Origin of the sequence: Puia sp., from assembly GCF_035546395.1 — a bacterium.
Classification (GTDB): domain Bacteria; phylum Bacteroidota; class Bacteroidia; order Chitinophagales; family Chitinophagaceae; genus Puia.
The window spans coordinates 203828-219092 of record NZ_DASZXR010000008.1 but is presented as its reverse complement, the minus strand read 5'-3'; the positions used below and the strand labels follow the sequence as shown (position 1 = coordinate 219092).

General features: G+C 55.8%; 13 protein-coding genes. 9 read left to right on the top strand and 4 right to left on the bottom strand.

Annotated features, from left to right (window positions below; translation table 11 throughout):
- Nucleotides 1-26: 26 nt before the first annotated feature.
- Nucleotides 27-2081, bottom strand: coding sequence for a DUF5723 family protein (locus tag VHE34_RS09345; RefSeq protein WP_325587051.1), 2055 nt, complete (start codon nt 2079-2081; stop codon nt 27-29).
- 114 nt (nt 2082-2195) lie between these two features.
- Between VHE34_RS09345 and VHE34_RS09340 the strand changes: the two genes are divergently transcribed.
- Nucleotides 2196-2591, top strand: a complete 396-nt coding sequence (locus tag VHE34_RS09340) for a hypothetical protein (protein ID WP_325587049.1) — start codon at nt 2196-2198, stop codon at nt 2589-2591.
- 22 nt (nt 2592-2613) lie between these two features.
- Here VHE34_RS09340 and VHE34_RS09335 read toward each other — a convergent pair whose 3' ends face one another.
- Entirely contained in the window at nt 2614-3384 is a 771-nt protein-coding gene (locus VHE34_RS09335) for a hypothetical protein (RefSeq protein ID WP_325587047.1), read from the bottom strand.
- 83 nt (nt 3385-3467) lie between these two features.
- Between VHE34_RS09335 and ade the strand changes: the two genes are divergently transcribed.
- The 8 genes from ade (at nt 3468) to VHE34_RS09295 (ending at nt 13392) form a co-directional block, all read left to right on the top strand.
- Entirely contained in the window at nt 3468-5120 is a 1653-nt protein-coding gene (gene ade, locus VHE34_RS09330; protein ID WP_325587045.1) for an adenine deaminase, read from the top strand.
- Between the two features lie 125 nt (nt 5121-5245).
- Nucleotides 5246-5548: a hypothetical protein gene (locus VHE34_RS09325; protein ID WP_325587043.1), complete on the top strand. Its 303-nt coding sequence runs from the start codon at nt 5246-5248 to the stop codon at nt 5546-5548.
- 445 nt (nt 5549-5993) lie between these two features.
- Complete coding sequence (locus tag VHE34_RS09320; protein ID WP_325587041.1) at nt 5994-8015, top strand: hypothetical protein; 2022 nt, start codon at nt 5994-5996, stop codon at nt 8013-8015.
- 84 nt (nt 8016-8099) lie between these two features.
- Nucleotides 8100-8405, top strand: a complete 306-nt coding sequence (locus VHE34_RS09315; RefSeq protein WP_325587039.1) for a hypothetical protein — start codon at nt 8100-8102, stop codon at nt 8403-8405.
- Nucleotides 8406-8408: 3 nt separating this feature from the next.
- A complete protein-coding gene (locus VHE34_RS09310) occupies nt 8409-9488 on the top strand; it encodes a hypothetical protein (RefSeq protein WP_325587037.1) in 1080 nt (359 codons plus the stop codon).
- A complete protein-coding gene (locus tag VHE34_RS09305; RefSeq protein WP_325587035.1) occupies nt 9485-9991 on the top strand; it encodes a MauE/DoxX family redox-associated membrane protein in 507 nt (168 codons plus the stop codon). The genes VHE34_RS09310 and VHE34_RS09305 overlap by 4 nt, the downstream gene beginning before the upstream one ends.
- The gene (locus VHE34_RS09300) at nt 9958-10803 is read left to right on the top strand and encodes a hypothetical protein (protein WP_325587033.1); all 846 of its coding nucleotides are present in this window, start codon (nt 9958-9960) and stop codon (nt 10801-10803) included. Before VHE34_RS09305 ends, VHE34_RS09300 begins: the two co-directional genes overlap by 34 nt.
- 186 nt (nt 10804-10989) lie before the next feature.
- Nucleotides 10990-13392, top strand: a complete 2403-nt coding sequence (locus tag VHE34_RS09295) for an ABC transporter permease (RefSeq protein ID WP_325587031.1) — start codon at nt 10990-10992, stop codon at nt 13390-13392.
- Nucleotides 13393-13475: 83 nt separating this feature from the next.
- Here VHE34_RS09295 and VHE34_RS09290 read toward each other — a convergent pair whose 3' ends face one another.
- A complete protein-coding gene (locus tag VHE34_RS09290; protein ID WP_325587029.1) occupies nt 13476-13682 on the bottom strand; it encodes a hypothetical protein in 207 nt (68 codons plus the stop codon).
- Nucleotides 13683-13805: 123 nt separating this feature from the next.
- On the bottom strand, nt 13806-15233 hold the full coding sequence (locus VHE34_RS09285) for a S8 family peptidase (RefSeq protein WP_325587027.1): 1428 nt from the start codon (nt 15231-15233) through the stop codon (nt 13806-13808).
- Between the last annotated feature and the right edge of the window lie 32 nt (nt 15234-15265).

The window sequence follows — 15265 nt, the reverse complement described above, 5'->3', positions numbered from 1 at the left end:
GTATCGGAGTCCGGGGTTAGTAAGTGCTATTTCTTATCCTTCGGATAGTTCATCAGGATCATTTCCGTCCGGCGATTGACCGCCATGCCTTCCGGGGTATCATTCGGCGCCAGCGGCTTCTTGCTGCCAAACCCGGCATAGTCCATCCGGTCCGCCGCAATCCCCTTGAACAGGAGGTAATTGTAGACTGCCTTCGCCCGCCGGTCGGAAAGCTTCTGGTTCCGCTGGTCCGTCCCTTCGCTGTCCGTATGACCCTCGATCCGCAACCGCAGCGTCGAGTCCTCTTGCAGGATGGCGGCGACCCGGTCGAGTTCGGCAAAGGAGACCACTTCGATAATGGCCTTCGCCCGGACAAAGAAGATGCGATCGGCCGCGCGGTTCACCGTCGAGATATATTCGGGTTTGATCGGGGGACAGCCATAGTTGCTGGCCACACCCTTCACCAACGGGCATTTGTCTTCATCGTCGTTCACGCTGTCCCCATCGCTATCGGGCGCGGGACAACCCTGGAAGTTGATCGATCCCTTCACCTTCGGACATTTGTCCTTATAGTTCGGAACACCATCTCCATCGTCATCCGGGCAACCGATGAGCTTCACCGGACCGGCGCTGTCCGGGCATTCGTCCTTCGCGTCGACGACCCCGTCGCCATCGCGGTCATTGGTCAGGTTCTTTTCCTGGAACGTGCTATCGGATAGCTTCGGTTCCTTCCGCGCGTTGCGATGCTGGAAGACAGGGATCGTTATTCCGATATGCGCATCCGCCGCCTGGACCCGCTTCTTCAACATATTGCTGACGATCGATCCGCTGCCTACGAATAAAGGCCCAATTCTTACACCGGCGCCCCAGTTCAGTTGACCGTTGGCGCTGTACGAGACGGGAGAGTAGACGCTTACCCATTTCTTTTCGAGGCGCGGCGTCACCGTAAACGTGGTTACATAGTTGGGGCTCATCGGGTTGGTGGCGGACAGCATATTCAACAGCACGTCACCGTTGATATAGATCCGTTTGTAGATATTATAGTCGATGTTCACGTGGACCGCCGTCGGCAGGCTCACCTTCGAAGCCGGCGCCGCACTTTTTACCACCGCCAGACCGGTCGATTGGATACGGGTAAAGTAATTGTTCAGCGATTCCCCGTTCTGCGTCATGAATTCCGTCGTGTTATGACCGTCGGCCGTGAGGGTATATTGGTGACTGTTGGCGCTGTTGACATAGCTCAGCGAACCGATATCCGTCACCGACAGACCCAACCGCAGTTTGGTGATGTTGGGGTCCTTGGCCTTCAGTTCGTAGACAAAGCCGAGGTCGAATCCAAAGCCATGGCTGTTGCGTTTATTGATGATATCCGAAAGACTTGCGCCGCCATTCAAATTATCGAGGTTGCCGCTATACTGCGCGGTTACATCCGCCTGCGCCTTGGCGATCTGGTTGGTTGGGTCGATGTTAAGTACCAGTGGGCCCGAGGCAAGGCTGCCATAGCCAAGGCCTACGACATATTTGCCGGTGACCCCCAGTTTTATCTCCGCCCGGTCGTCCTTGAACAGCACCCGGCCATAGCTAAGACCTGCCTCCGCAAAGGAGTTCACCTTCACCTGCAGGCTGCGGTTAATGATATCGACATTGTAGAAGTTCGGATTGCTGTTCCCCATCAGTTGGAAGAGGGGGTTGCCGAGGTTGTATTCGTTGCCGATCACCCGCATCCGTGTCGTGATGCCCAGCCCGTCCTTGGGAGTGAGGCTGACCGTGGCCGAAGGGCCAAGGATGTCCAGGTTGGTATAGAGGTATTTATAGGCAGTGTTATTCGCCTTGTAGTAGCCGTTGCCTTCCTGTAAGTGGGAGAAATGCAGGCCAAGGAGGCGGCTGCGATCCATTTCATAGGCATTGTTCCCAGCCAACGCACTGACGGCGAATATGTTGACATTGACCTTATAGGCGTTGTCCGCCAGGGTGCCGGGGTTGAGGATCATCCCGTTGACGCCGGCATAATTATCATAGCCGTACCCGATAAACGATTGGGAAGAAGCAGTCAGGCAGACGGTACTGGTCAATAAGAGAGCGAGAGTACTCTTCTTGATCATAGACGCGATTCTTGGTTTTTAAAAGGATTGGACGGCCAAACCACCGGACGGATCCGGGGGTTTATCCTGTGGATAACGGAAAACTACGTGCTTTATTGTTGTACCTTGCCTTTAATGCCCGAAGACCTCTTCTTGTCCAGCAATGACCCCGGTTCCAACCATTATCTCGTCGTAGAAGGTGATAATCTAGCTGTCTGGGCTTATTTGCTCAACGTTGAGGATGAAAAGATTCTAGCGCATGGGTTGGTCTGCTCACGTATGGAACCCGACGAAGAATTAAAAGACCCAATCGATAGGACAAAGCCTCCGCCGCTGATAAAACGGTTTGCCAGCTCCCATAGTATTATTCCCGACCTAAAGGAAGAACAGATGAAAATCGAGTGGATAAATCAGCAAGCCAAACTATATATCGATGGTATCCTATATCTCGTGATGGAGGTTAACACTCGGAGAGCGAGGTGCAAGGCTGTATCAAAACCTGGTCGTTACGGGTTTCCGATGGAGGATTGAATGCATAATATGATCGCTTGCTTTATTTGGCGGTCGCCCGGCTCAGCCCATCCACATCCACCGACGAATTGATCTCGACCTTCTGGATAATGATGGGGGCGCCAATACCGCTAACAGAAATGGAGTAAGGAAGGATATATCCCCCGGGACCGCTCTTGTAGTCGCCATATTCAATGGTAACCGCATCCCCGGGATTCCCGTTCCAAGGGCCGCCCAACTGGCCGCCGCAAAGGATACCGCCGCCCCGGCGCACTTCCTTTAGCAAATGATAATCTTTCCGGTCGATAGAATAGGTGATGGAATGGTTGGAGGGGCAGGAGACTTTTACCTTATAACAAGGCTCCCCGTTCACCGTATCGACACCGGCGTTCTCCACTTTGAAACCCTTGGCGCTATAGTCGGCCAATGGTCCGGCCGGGTCAATCTCCACGCGTAGCGCTTTCAGGTCCTCCCCGGTGATGGCCTTCGCTTCTCCTCCGGTACTGGGGTTTATTGTCCAGGCCCGGCCGGGCGTAGCGACAAGCTTGATATGACTTTCGCCGTAGTCAAGCTCCATCCGGTAAAGCCGGTCGTACACCCGCCACTTCCTGGCCTTTACCTCCAGACCGCTGGGCAATACCGCAACGCCCTCCTCATAAATGGAATTCAATCCCTGCAGCTTTTCTTTCCCACCCAGCGCCTCCACATAGTGGGCAACGATCTGCTCCGCAGACAAAGGACTGGAGGGCGGGGTCGGCCCGGGCCCAGGCAACCCCATAAAGGCAATGACAATCGTAAACAGGATACGCGACATAGGTTATTAGTTACTCAGTACATCAATAGTGGACCAATATCCTAAATATAACGTTATTTCGCGGGTAAATAGTAGTTAAACCCATGCAAATTCGCGGCCACCTCGTACATATTTTCGACCAAAAGATCGATCCGGTCGAAATTGAGATCACAAACGGTATCATCAGCAGCATCACCCCCGCCCCCGCCCTCCCCAAAACGGCCCGATATATCCTCCCCGGCTTCATCGACGCGCATGTCCACATCGAATCCTCCCTCCTGATCCCATCCGAATTTGCAAGGCTCGCCAGCGTCCATGGCACCATCGCCACCGTCAGCGATCCCCATGAGATCGCCAATGTCTGTGGACTGCCCGGTGTGGAATTTATGGTCCGGAATGGCAAAACCGTCCCCTTTTACTTCTTCTTTGGCGCGCCCAGCTGCGTTCCCGCCACACCCTTCGAGACGGCCGGCGCCACCCTCGACGTCACCGCCGTCACCCGGCTGCTCGAGAATCCCGAGATCAAATACCTCAGCGAGATGATGAACTTTCCCGGCGTGTTGAACAAGGACCCCGAGGTGATGGAAAAACTCGCCGCCGCCCACCGCCTGGGCAAGCCTGTCGACGGCCATGCCCCCGGGTTGCGCGGCGAGCAGGCCCGGCAATACATCGCCGCCGGCATCAGCACCGATCACGAATGCTTCACGGCCGAAGAGGCGCTGGATAAATTGCAGGCCGGGATGAAGATCCTTATCCGCGAAGGCAGCGCCGCAAAGAATTTCGAGGCCCTCATCCCCCTGCTCAACGATTGGCCCGGCCAGATGATGTTCTGCAGCGACGACAAACACCCCGACAGCCTGCTCGCCGGTCACATCGACCGCCTCTGCGCCCGCGCCGTCGCCCACGGAATTCCCCTTTATAATGTCCTTCGCGCCGCCTGTATCAATCCCGCCGATCACTATGGGCTGCCCACCGGCCGCCTTCGCGTCGGCGATCCCGCGGACTTCATTTTAGTCGAAGATGTAAAGAATTTCAAAGTCCAGCAAACCTATATCAAAGGGCAACTCGTCGCAGCCGATGGCCGAACGAACATTCCATCCACTCCGCTCGCGGAAACCCCCATCAACAACTTCAAGGCAAAGCCGCGCGACGTCTCGGAATTCGCCTACCCGCTCGATAAATGGGGCGAGCAGGAGAATGTGGAGCAATGCTATTGCGTCGGCGCCCTCGACGGCCAGTTGATCACGGAGAAATTGATCCTTCCGGTTACCGACGTCCTCCCCCGCAACGGCCTTCTCCACGCCAACCCCGAAAAGGATGTCTTGAAAATAGTCGTCGTCAACCGTTACCAGCCCGAGGCCCCCGTCGCCAAATCGTTTATCAAGGGCTTCGGGCTGAAACAAGGCGCCATCGCCGCCTCTGTCGCCCATGATAGTCATAACATCGTCGCCATTGGCGTCGATGATGAAAGCCTCTGCCGGGCCGTCAATCTCATCATTGACCAGAAAGGCGGTCTCGCAGGCGTTTCACCCCAAAAAGAACTCCTCCTCCACCTCCCCATCGCCGGTCTCATGAGTCCTGACGACGGCTACAAAGTTGCCGACGCCTACATTGCCATCGACAAAATGGCCAAAGGCCTTGGCTCTACGCTCGCCGCGCCGTTCATGACGCTGTCCTTCATGGCCCTGCTCGTCATCCCGCATTTAAAGCTCAGCGATCTCGGGCTTTTCGACGGAGACAGGTTTGCTTTAGTTTAACACTGAAGTATAACCGCAGTGAAGGCTTTCCAACGCAAAAATTTTTGCCGGCAGAGTATCCTCCCGGCATAAAGAAGTGTCTTTACTTAATGTGTAGTGAAAACATTAACCTTAAACCTATTTGTATGAAGAAATTCAACTGGTTATTCCCTTCGCTGTTTCTTATCGCCCTTGCGGGTTCTGCCTTTACCCGTCACTCTTTAGGTAAATCCAAAGGTACAGTCGTCGACGCATATTATATGAATACCCATCGCTATTGCGTATTCGTAGATTACTATGATCCGTATGACAATTGCGTAACTGAGGTCACAAATTACATCTGTAAGGAAAATGCCTACTGGGACGGTTCCGGCTGGGTCGTCTTTAACCAGTGCGGATTCAACACTGTCTGCTGGCAGCCCTACTACTCCTATTACCCAAATCATTGAAGTCAATATCGTCCTTGGGAGTCAGAAACCTTGTTCTCCCGGGGCAATTTAGGGTCTTCATGCAAAAATAACGGCCTCCCGGTAGTTATTCTAAGGACAAAGTCGGTATGTATTGTTGGAGCAACGCTCCGGTCCTTCGCTTGCCATCATGCGTTAACCCATTGTTAACGAATCGTTTCTTTTTCCCATATCCACCTTACGTAGACCAAACATTCTTTAGACCTAAACTGCCCAACCATGTTGTTCCAAAACATGTCCTTCACCTCCTATCTCTGCGCGCGAAGTTCTTATTTATCCACAAGTCCTGCTCCCTACCCGGGCCCATTCTGCTGTGAGTCAAACGGTAACTGTGAAGAAAGGTGATCGTCTATTTTGTTTATAACTTGTTAATAATTATAGTTATACAAATTAGATATTTTATTAACTTCACAACACAACCAATCATATGAAAAAGTGGTACTGGTCCTTTATCAGCGCCCTTCTGCTGTCCATTTGCATTTTTTCCATTTTCTCATTCCGGTCCGCCCTTAACGTCTCCGGTCCACCTGTCAACTTATATCTGCATCTTGACAAGTCTGTCTATCAGCCCGGGGAGACTGTCTGGTTTACGGGTTATATCCTTAACCGGGACGCCGGCATCATGCAGGCGCAAAATACCTTGTACGCCGAATTGGTCGATATCGTTACGAGGAAGCCTATATTGCAACAACGCTTCCTGATAAAAGATGGCCTGAGCAAGGGTTTTCTTTCCTTACCCGATAGTCTTATCGAAGGAGATTATTGGGTGCTGGCCTATACAAACGCTTGGCTGGAACAAGGCCCCCAGCCGGTATTCCGTCAACTGATCAGCTTGCGGACCGGCTACGTACCGCCTTTTAAGATCAGTGCGCCGACGGTGCTGCCCGCTTCCAATGACGATACTCTCCGCGTCCGGTATAAAATAAGCACTTCGTACAACGGCATCGCCGCAAGCGGAAGATTCGAATACACGGTCTTCAGTGATGCAAAGCCCATTAGTTCGGGCATCCAAACCGTCGATGCCTTCGGCGAAGTGACCATTCTCCTCGATAAGGCAAAGGTCGCAGGAAAGGATCTTCAGCTGGCTGCCAGGGTTAGCCGCGAAGGGCTGACAAAGAATTTCGTCCTTCCGGTCACCGAACCATTGCCGTCAACCGCAGACGCCGGATCATCCCATCCTGCCGTACTCGCGATCAGGAGTGGTCAGCAGGCATCCCACGAACTCCTGGCGGACCGCTTCGCCGACAGCCCCATGTCACCCCCGGCCCTTCCCTCCTCCCCTGTGGACATCTCCATCCGACCGGACTCCGCCGAATATCATCAACGCTCGAAAGTCACCCTACATATTCGAATCCGGGATAGCGCAGGCAACCGCCTGCCGGCCATCTTCTCGCTGGCGGTAGTAGCGGCAAAAAAGCTCAAGCCCAAACAAATGCCGTCGATCACGGAATATGCCGATCATCCCGCTACCATCTCGGCTGCCGAGGCCGCCATTGCTCTGCCCGCCGGCGATTCATCGACGGCCTATAACGGAGATCCCCGGATGCCCGATCATGGCTACGTCCTCTGTGATGACCAGGCGCCTAAAAGACCCATATCACTCACCATTTTCGGCAATGTTTTCGCTTCGATGACCACCGATTCCTCCGGCCGGTTCGAACTGCCACAGGAACTGCTGGTTACTCCTGTTGGCGCTGTCAACACCCTTAGTGTAGCCGAGAAATCTGTCGATCGCTATAAGATCTTCGTTCAATGCAAGGCCGATACCCTGAATAAACAACTGGCGTCCATCTATCAGCCCTTCGACCTGCGGCAACCAGAACCGCTGGACACGGATGAATCCATTCTACTATCCCGTCCGGGCCTGTTAAAGGCTGCCCTCGTAAAGCAAAAGGTCGCCAATGGCTACGATTTTCTCAATGACGAATTTCGCAGCAACCGTTGCGACACGGATTTTGTCGATATGCATTCGAGTGTCAGAGGAGGAAAAGCGGGTGTACTTAATTGTCCATATGGAAACCCAAGACATCCCTGGCCGGATCCACACAACGGTCATCCAGTCTCGAGGGAAAAACCGAAAGAAGGTGAACAATATCTTGTCTATCAAAATTTCCTTCTGGCCGATAGGATGGGAGGCGGAATACTCGTACCTGTCCGCTACCATTGTACCACTCCCCCCACCCCGCCCTTTATGAAAAGCCTGCAGTCTATCTTGCTCGAAAAACCCTTTCCCCTGCTGGATACCGTCAGTCGAATAGCCCATGGCTCAGGACTGCAATCTACCCTGCTCTGGACCTATGCTCTATCCACCCTTGACAAAGGTGAAGTAACGGTGAGCTTTTATACCGATGACCTCACCGGCTCCTTCTCGTGTGTCCTACAAGGGGTCAGTACCGCGGGCGTCATCAGTCAACGCAGTAGTTTTGCAGTAAAGCCCTCTGAATATTAATTTTTTACAAGCAGGTGTCCTGTCACCTATGCAGAAGTGTCTTTACTTTTGATATAGTATTTTTATTAACCTTAACCTAGTCGTATGAAGAAGATCAAATGGCTATTCCCATCGCTATTTCTCATTGCGTTGGCCGGCTCCGCCTTCACCCGGCAATCACATGCCAAGAGTAAATACACCGATGTGCCCGGTTACTACCAGAACTCTTACCACTATTGCGTCTACTACAACTACGACGACCAATTCGACAATTGTGTCACCGACAATCTCAACTACATCTGTTGGGAAAACGCCTACTGGGACGGCTCCGGTTGGGTAGTCTGGAACCAATTCGGTCTCGGCACCGTTTGCTGGCAGCCCTATTATTCCTACTATTCCAACAAACCCTGATCGATGGCCCTACCTTCCCTCCCGAAACAGAGCAAGCGCCGCTTGCTCTATTTGAGTTATTGCCTGGCAGGTAGCATCGCGCTCATCCTCTCACTGGCCTTCCTATCCGAAGCAGCCAAAAACAGCAGCAATGCCTTTATCCGCATGGCGCCTTCCCATGTCGCCATGCCCACGCAAATTCGCGACCTCCACTCCGCCTCCTGGTACCTCGCAGGCGGCACACCCACCCGCTTCTACCTCGCCAATCGCTCCGCACCCGCCCTGTTAATGGAGATCGGCATGCAATTAAAAGATTCCACCCTGCACTATCTAAGCCTCATCTCCCTATCCAACCGCATCTCCAAATCACTAAAGATAACCGTCGACTCCCCGAATATCTCCCTGGCGGAAGGTGTCTCGCCCCTTCTCGCCGGCGGCCGGGTAGGCGACACCACGCTCCATCGCCTGGCCAATCACGCCTATTTCGGCCTGGCAGCTCCCCTCTCGCCCAGCACCCAGATCCTCCGCGCTACCGACGCTCGCCTGAAACAAAACATCCTGCTCAAACAGACTCCCGATACCCTCATGAGTAAAGGCCCAATCCTCGAAAAACAGGTCGACGGCATCTTCTGCACCGACGGATACCTTCACGCTCAACCGGATTCCAATCGTCTGATATACATTTACAGCTACCGCAACCAGTGGATCTGCCTCGACACCAATTTAAACATCCGGTACAAAGCCAGGACCATCGACACCATCAGTCGCGTAAAATTTTCGGTGGGCTCGATCCCCTCGCAACACGCCCTCACCCTTTCCTCGCCACCCACTTTTGTCAATCAACAAAGCTGTATCAACGGGAATTATCTATTTGTCCATTCCGCACTACGTGCCGACAACGACGAAAGGGATTTATACGAAATGAGCTCTCCCATCGACGTCTATTCGCTCATCGACGGCAAATACCTCCTAAGCTTCTATCTTCCCGACTACCGGAAACATAAGATCCGCGATTTTCGGGTTTTCGGCAATACCCTCGTCGCACTCTATGACCATTACGCTTACACCTATACCCTCTTTTTCCCACCAAAATTGCAAAAATGAAAACCCTCACTGGCACCCCCACCCACAAGCTCACCATCGACAAACGCGAGATAGCCATCCAAACCATCTCCTGCCTGCTCGTCCTCCTCTTCGTCTACGCCGCCGGCAGCAAACTGATGGACTACACCAAATTCCGCGTCGAGATCGGCAAATCCCCCCTCCTCACCGCCTTCGCCGCCCCCGTCGCCATCGCCGTCCCCATCATTGAACTCGTCATCGCGCTCCTCCTCAGCTTCACCCGCACCCGCCTTCCCGGCCTCTACGCTTCGTTTACCCTCATGGTCCTGTTCACCGCCTATATCTTCTACATCCTCCGCTTCAGCCCCTATGTCCCCTGCTCCTGCGGCGGCGTCCTCCAAAAACTCAACTGGACCACACATCTCTGGTTCAACCTCTTCTTCGTCCTCCTCGCCGCCCTCGGCGTCCTCATTTTTCCGTATCTTGAGCCATCGAAAAGCAACAAGGCGCCATGCCCGGCAGATTCACCCTCCTCCTCACACTAACCCTCTTATCGCTCTGCGCGCAGCCTCAGGAGCCAGCCGGCGAACACCTTGCCGACACCACACCCGCCGCAACACACCTCGCCAACGCCAACGGCACCCGCACGCGCCCGGCCGGAACCCATGCCGCCCCAAAAGCCGCCTCAACGCAGCATCTCACCCCCGCCAACCCCTACACCGACTCCATCCACATCCTATGCCTCTACGGCTCCATTCCCGCCAAAGGATTCCAGGGCAAAGAACCCATGTACGGCCCCAACAATCCATTCAATAGGATGGCCAAGATGCACGGCGGCCACGTCGCCATCGAGTACGAAAAAGACAAAGCCCTCAGCTTCCAGCCCCTGCACTACACCGGCATCGCCCGCTCCGGCCACCTCACCAACCGCAGCAACCCCAAAAACTTCAACTCCTGCTTCCGCATCTACACCGCCCACCGCGCCTGGACCGTCCTCGGCAATTATTACAACAACCTCGACAGCCTCCGCCGCGCCACCTTCGTTATCCCCATCACCGCCGCACAAAAGAAGCAGTTAGACAGCATCGCCAAAGCGTACACCCAAAATACGCCCTACGACTACTCCTTCCTCGGCATGCGGTGCGCCTCCGCCTCCTATGAAGTCCTCGCAGCAGCAGGCATCGTCAAGGAATACAAACGGAACTTTTGGTACAATATCTTTACCACCCGCCGTTTCCGTTATATTTTATACAAGGAATATCTCCGGAACAAAGACAAAGGCTGGCGCCTCTATACCTGCAAGGGCTCCCAAAGCCGCGACTGGGAAAAAGACACGGACAACTGGACAAACTTTTAGGTCCCCGATCGCACAACCCGAGGTATCCTTTTCCCTCCGCCAGGTGTCTTTATACTATATCTCTTCATATAGGAGGCTTCTGCATGCTTCTGACGCCCGGCCGAAACAGCATCGTCGACCGGGCTATTTTTTTTCACCGCGCGACCCCAAATAATCCCTACCTTTTGATGACAATTTTATCCCGTTATGTCCTCCCTTCATGTCAAGCTCGCCATCCGCCAACTAAAAAAGAACCGCTCCTTCTCCCTCCTCAACATCTTCGGCCTCGCCCTCGGCCTCACCACCTTCCTGCTCATCGTCCTCTATATCGCCGACGAGTGGAGCTTCGACCGATGGAACACCAACGCCGATCGCATCGTTCGCCTCCATACCGATCTTCTCTCCGATGGTCGGCTCAGCCAATTCGCCGACGCCGCTCCACCCGTCGGCCCGATCCTCAAACGGGACTATCCCGAGGTAGCCAACGCTACCCGCTGCCTCCCCGAAGACGATATCCGCTTCCGCTTCGGTAGCCAGGACATGACCGAACACCATGTCGCTTCCGTCGACCCGGCCTTCTTCGACATCTTCACCCTTCCGGCCATCGAAGGCAATCCGGCAGTAGCAACAGAACAACCCCGCACTGCCGTCCTCACCGCCAGCGCCGCAATGCGTTACTTCAACACCACCCACGCCGTCGGCAAGACCCTCGCCCGTCTCGACGACACCCTCGTCTATAAAGTCGTCGCCGTTATAAAAGATCTCCCCAAAAACGCCAGCTTCAACTACGATATCTTCCTCTCCCTACGCGGCAGCGATATGGAGAAGAACCATAACTTCTGGGCCATCTACCGAATGAGCACATTCGTTCTCCTCCGGCCTGGTACCGATCAAGCCGCTTTCAATACCAAGCTCGCCGGGATGATGGGCAAATACCTGAAAGACTATTCCGCCATGGAAGCCCAGAACGGCGGTAAATGGTATTTCCGCATCGGCTCGATGCCGCTGACAAAAATTCATCTCTACTCACACCGCCTGGACGAACTCGCCGTCAACAGCGATATCCAATATGTTTATATCTTCTCGGCCATCGCCGTCTTCGTGCTGCTTATCGCCGGGATCAATTTCATGAATCTATCGACAGCCCGATCGGCCAACCGCGCCCGCGAAGTGGGGGTCCGCAAAGTCCTGGGTTCGGCCCGCGGAGCACTCATCGGCCAGTTCCTCGCCGAGTCCCTCCTCCTCACGGCCGCCGCCGCGGGTCTCGCCCTAATGCTCACCCGCGTCACTCTTCCGGCCTTCAACCACCTCACGGGCAAAGCCATCGCCTTCGATGGCGCCACCCTCCGCTGGCTGCTACCGGCGCTGGGAATGATCATCATAATACTAGGCCTTTTCTCCGGCGCCTGGCCCGCCTTCTTTCTTTCTTCGTTCCGTCCCGTACAGGTCCTGAAAAGCAAGCTCGGCGCGGGTAAGGGTGGCGGCCTAAGAAACGGGCTCGTCGTCGGCCAGTTCGCCATCTCCATCTTCCTCATCGTCGGCACCGGCGTCGTCTATCGCCAGCTGACATTCATCCAACACCGCGACCCCGGCTACAACCGGGACCAGGTGCTCGTCATAAAGGATCTCGATGCGCTACCGCACCCCGAAGCATTAAAGCAGCAAATTCAGCAGTTGGCCGGCGTTACCGGCGTCACCGGCAGCGATTTTATCCCCACCGGCACCCGCCGCTGGCATAACTGGGGCGTCGCCCGCATTGACTCCCCCAAAAATATCCAGACCGAATTATGGGTCGTCGACAAGGACTATATCCCCACCATGGGCATGCACATCGCCACCGGCCGCAATTTCTCCGCAGCAATGGGCACCGACACCTCGGCGATCATTCTCAACGAGGCCGCCGCCCGGATGTTTGGCATTGCAAAGGACCCGATCGGCAAGACTATCCACTACGCCGCCTATCTCCACCACCCCACCGATTTCACCGTCATCGGCGTGGTCCGCGACTTTAACTATACCAGCATCCGGAACGCGGTCCAGCCGCTGGTGCTCGTCAACCGCCCCGCCGACGTCCCGCCCGGGTTCAGCATCCGTATCGCCGCCGGGCACACCCCCGACGTCCTCGCGCAGGTGAAGAACCTCTTCTCAACGTACGCGCCCGCGGTCCCATTTCACTACTCGTTTATGGATGATGATTTTGACGCCATCTACACCGCCGAGCAGCGGATGGGCACTGTCACCCTCGTCCTCACCGCGCTGGCGATCGGCATCGCCTGCCTCGGCCTCTTCGGCCTCGCCGCCTATGCGGCCGAACAACGCGCTAAAGAGATCGGCATCCGCAAGATCCTCGGCGCGGAAGTTTCGTCCATAGTCGCGCTGTTGTCAAAGGATTTTGGCCGCCTCATCGTGCTGGCCTTTGTAATTGCTACTCCCATCGCGGGGTGGGGTATGCATCGCTGGCTGGAAAATTTCGCGTATCGCACCACCATCAGCCCCTGGCTCTTCGCCGCGGCCGCAGCCATCATCGGCCTCGCTGCCGCGCTGACCACCCTCTTTCAATCGCTCAAGGCCGCTGTCGCCAACCCGGTGGAGTCCTTACGTAGCGAATAGGCCGCTCCACGTCCGGTCCTGCGATCGGAATAAGAAAGGGCCCGCAAAGGCCCCACTATATTTCACCGGCGCATACTGTCAATCTATTTCGCCTTCAACCCCCGGTCCTTTTCCACCGACTCGATCCCTTTTATCTTCACCTTCCCCAGCGACAACGCGCCACTCTCCCCCGTGATCGTCCCCGTCAGCTTCATCACGCGCTTCACCTGCACGCCCATCCCTTCGAGAGACTTAGCGATCTCCCGGATATTCGGCTTCTGCCCCTCTTCCACCTTCGCAATAAAAAGCATAGGACAAATTTATAAAAAATGCTTCAGCCCGCATAGGGCCCAGGCGGTAGGAGGCTGCCCGGCCAAAGGTCGATCATTAGACTCCGCGCCGCAGCAGACCAAAGCCTCGGAGCACCTAAAGCCTCAATCCGCCCACACCAACCCCGCCCCCACTGCCGACGCCGGCAGTCCCAATCTCCTCGCCCCCTGCCCCAGTCTCGCCCAGATCTCCCACGCGCTCGCCTCCGGGTACCGCTCCCACAACAACGCCGCCACCCCCGCCACAAACGGCGCTGCCATCGAAGTCCCCGAATCCAACACCGTCCCACCGCCCAGCCTCGCACTCAAGATCTGATCCCCCGGCGCCACAAGATCCACCTGCCCCCCAGCCAGGCCGCCCCGAACGCCGCCCCCACCCGCGCCGCCGCCTGCACCCTGCCCGCCACGAATGCCCCCATCACCAACAACACCGCGTCCAAAAGCCACCCCCCCACACGAAAACTCCGCCACCTTCATCCCCGCCGTCAACGCTCCCACCGCCAACACAGAAGGACAATTCGCCGGATGATTCACCGGCGCCACCCTCCCCCGCTTACTCTCATTCCCCGTCGCACCGATCAGCAAACTCCCCTGCGCCAACACCGTCTGCGCCACACTCTCAAAAATGGCCGAATAGGATTCCTCCGGCTCCGCACCAAACGACATCGAGATCACCTTACACCCCTTCTCCAGTGCCCATTCGATCGCCGCCAACGCCACCCCATCCGACCCCTCGCCATTATCATCCAGGATCTTCCCGATATACAACCTCACCCCCGGCGCCACGCCATACCTCACACCGGCCTTCCCCGAAGGCGAAGCCGCTCCCGCACGCCCCTTCCCCGCCTTCGCCATCGCATAACCGCCGCCGGCAATCCCCGCACAATGCGTCCCATGCCCGTCCTTGTCAAAAGCCTGCCGGCCAACAAACGATTTCCGATGAATGGTACGGCCGGCAAAATCGGGATGGCCAAAATCAAAACCTGTATCCAACACCGCCAACTTCACTCCCTTGCCCGTATACCCACTGTGCAGCACATTCACCGCCTGTATCCCCCAACTCGCCACTCTGTTATCCACGAAAGGCAACCCGCCACCGCCCGCCCGCGACCCTCCGCGCTTCCCCGAATCGCCACCGGAACGCGACCCTCCGCGCCCCGGCCTCCCCGATGCACCACCCGGCCCATCGTCATTCGCCGCCGCCAATTTCCTCACCACCCGCTCCTGCTCCACCGCCACAAACACACTCCCCTTCACCGCCGCCATCTTCCTCACCTCCGCCGCCGACTCCTCCTCGATCACCGCCACCCGCAGCCGCTCCAGCAGAACACCTTTCAATCCCTTCAACACCGAACCCAACTCCGCCCGCGGATCGATCTTCACCAACAGCCGCCCCGTCAATCCCTTCGGCCGCAAATCCTCAGCCGTCAACTCCTCGGGCCGCAGTCCCTTCGGCCGCAAGCTCTTCCCCGCTAACAAAGCCCCGCGATTCGAACGCCCGCCACTGTCAGTCAATAAAATTTTCTTTGCCATAAGCCGGCAAGATAGAGCCTTTTTTGTTTGTA

Bases quoted from the DNA above. Each gene is read 5' to 3' on its own strand.
- VHE34_RS09345 (WP_325587051.1), bottom strand. From the start codon at position 2,081: ATGATCAAGAAGAGTACTCTCGCTCTCTTATTGACCAGTACCGTCTGC.
- VHE34_RS09340 (WP_325587049.1), top strand. From the start codon at position 2,196: ATGCCCGAAGACCTCTTCTTGTCCAGCAATGACCCCGGTTCCAACCAT.
- VHE34_RS09335 (WP_325587047.1), bottom strand. From the start codon at position 3,384: ATGTCGCGTATCCTGTTTACGATTGTCATTGCCTTTATGGGGTTGCCT.
- ade (WP_325587045.1), top strand. From the start codon at position 3,468: ATGCAAATTCGCGGCCACCTCGTACATATTTTCGACCAAAAGATCGAT.
- VHE34_RS09325 (WP_325587043.1), top strand. From the start codon at position 5,246: ATGAAGAAATTCAACTGGTTATTCCCTTCGCTGTTTCTTATCGCCCTT.
- VHE34_RS09320 (WP_325587041.1), top strand. From the start codon at position 5,994: ATGAAAAAGTGGTACTGGTCCTTTATCAGCGCCCTTCTGCTGTCCATT.
- VHE34_RS09315 (WP_325587039.1), top strand. From the start codon at position 8,100: ATGAAGAAGATCAAATGGCTATTCCCATCGCTATTTCTCATTGCGTTG.
- VHE34_RS09310 (WP_325587037.1), top strand. From the start codon at position 8,409: ATGGCCCTACCTTCCCTCCCGAAACAGAGCAAGCGCCGCTTGCTCTAT.
- VHE34_RS09305 (WP_325587035.1), top strand. From the start codon at position 9,485: ATGAAAACCCTCACTGGCACCCCCACCCACAAGCTCACCATCGACAAA.
- VHE34_RS09300 (WP_325587033.1), top strand. From the start codon at position 9,958: ATGCCCGGCAGATTCACCCTCCTCCTCACACTAACCCTCTTATCGCTC.
- VHE34_RS09295 (WP_325587031.1), top strand. From the start codon at position 10,990: ATGTCCTCCCTTCATGTCAAGCTCGCCATCCGCCAACTAAAAAAGAAC.
- VHE34_RS09290 (WP_325587029.1), bottom strand. From the start codon at position 13,682: ATGCTTTTTATTGCGAAGGTGGAAGAGGGGCAGAAGCCGAATATCCGG.
- VHE34_RS09285 (WP_325587027.1), bottom strand. From the start codon at position 15,233: ATGGCAAAGAAAATTTTATTGACTGACAGTGGCGGGCGTTCGAATCGC.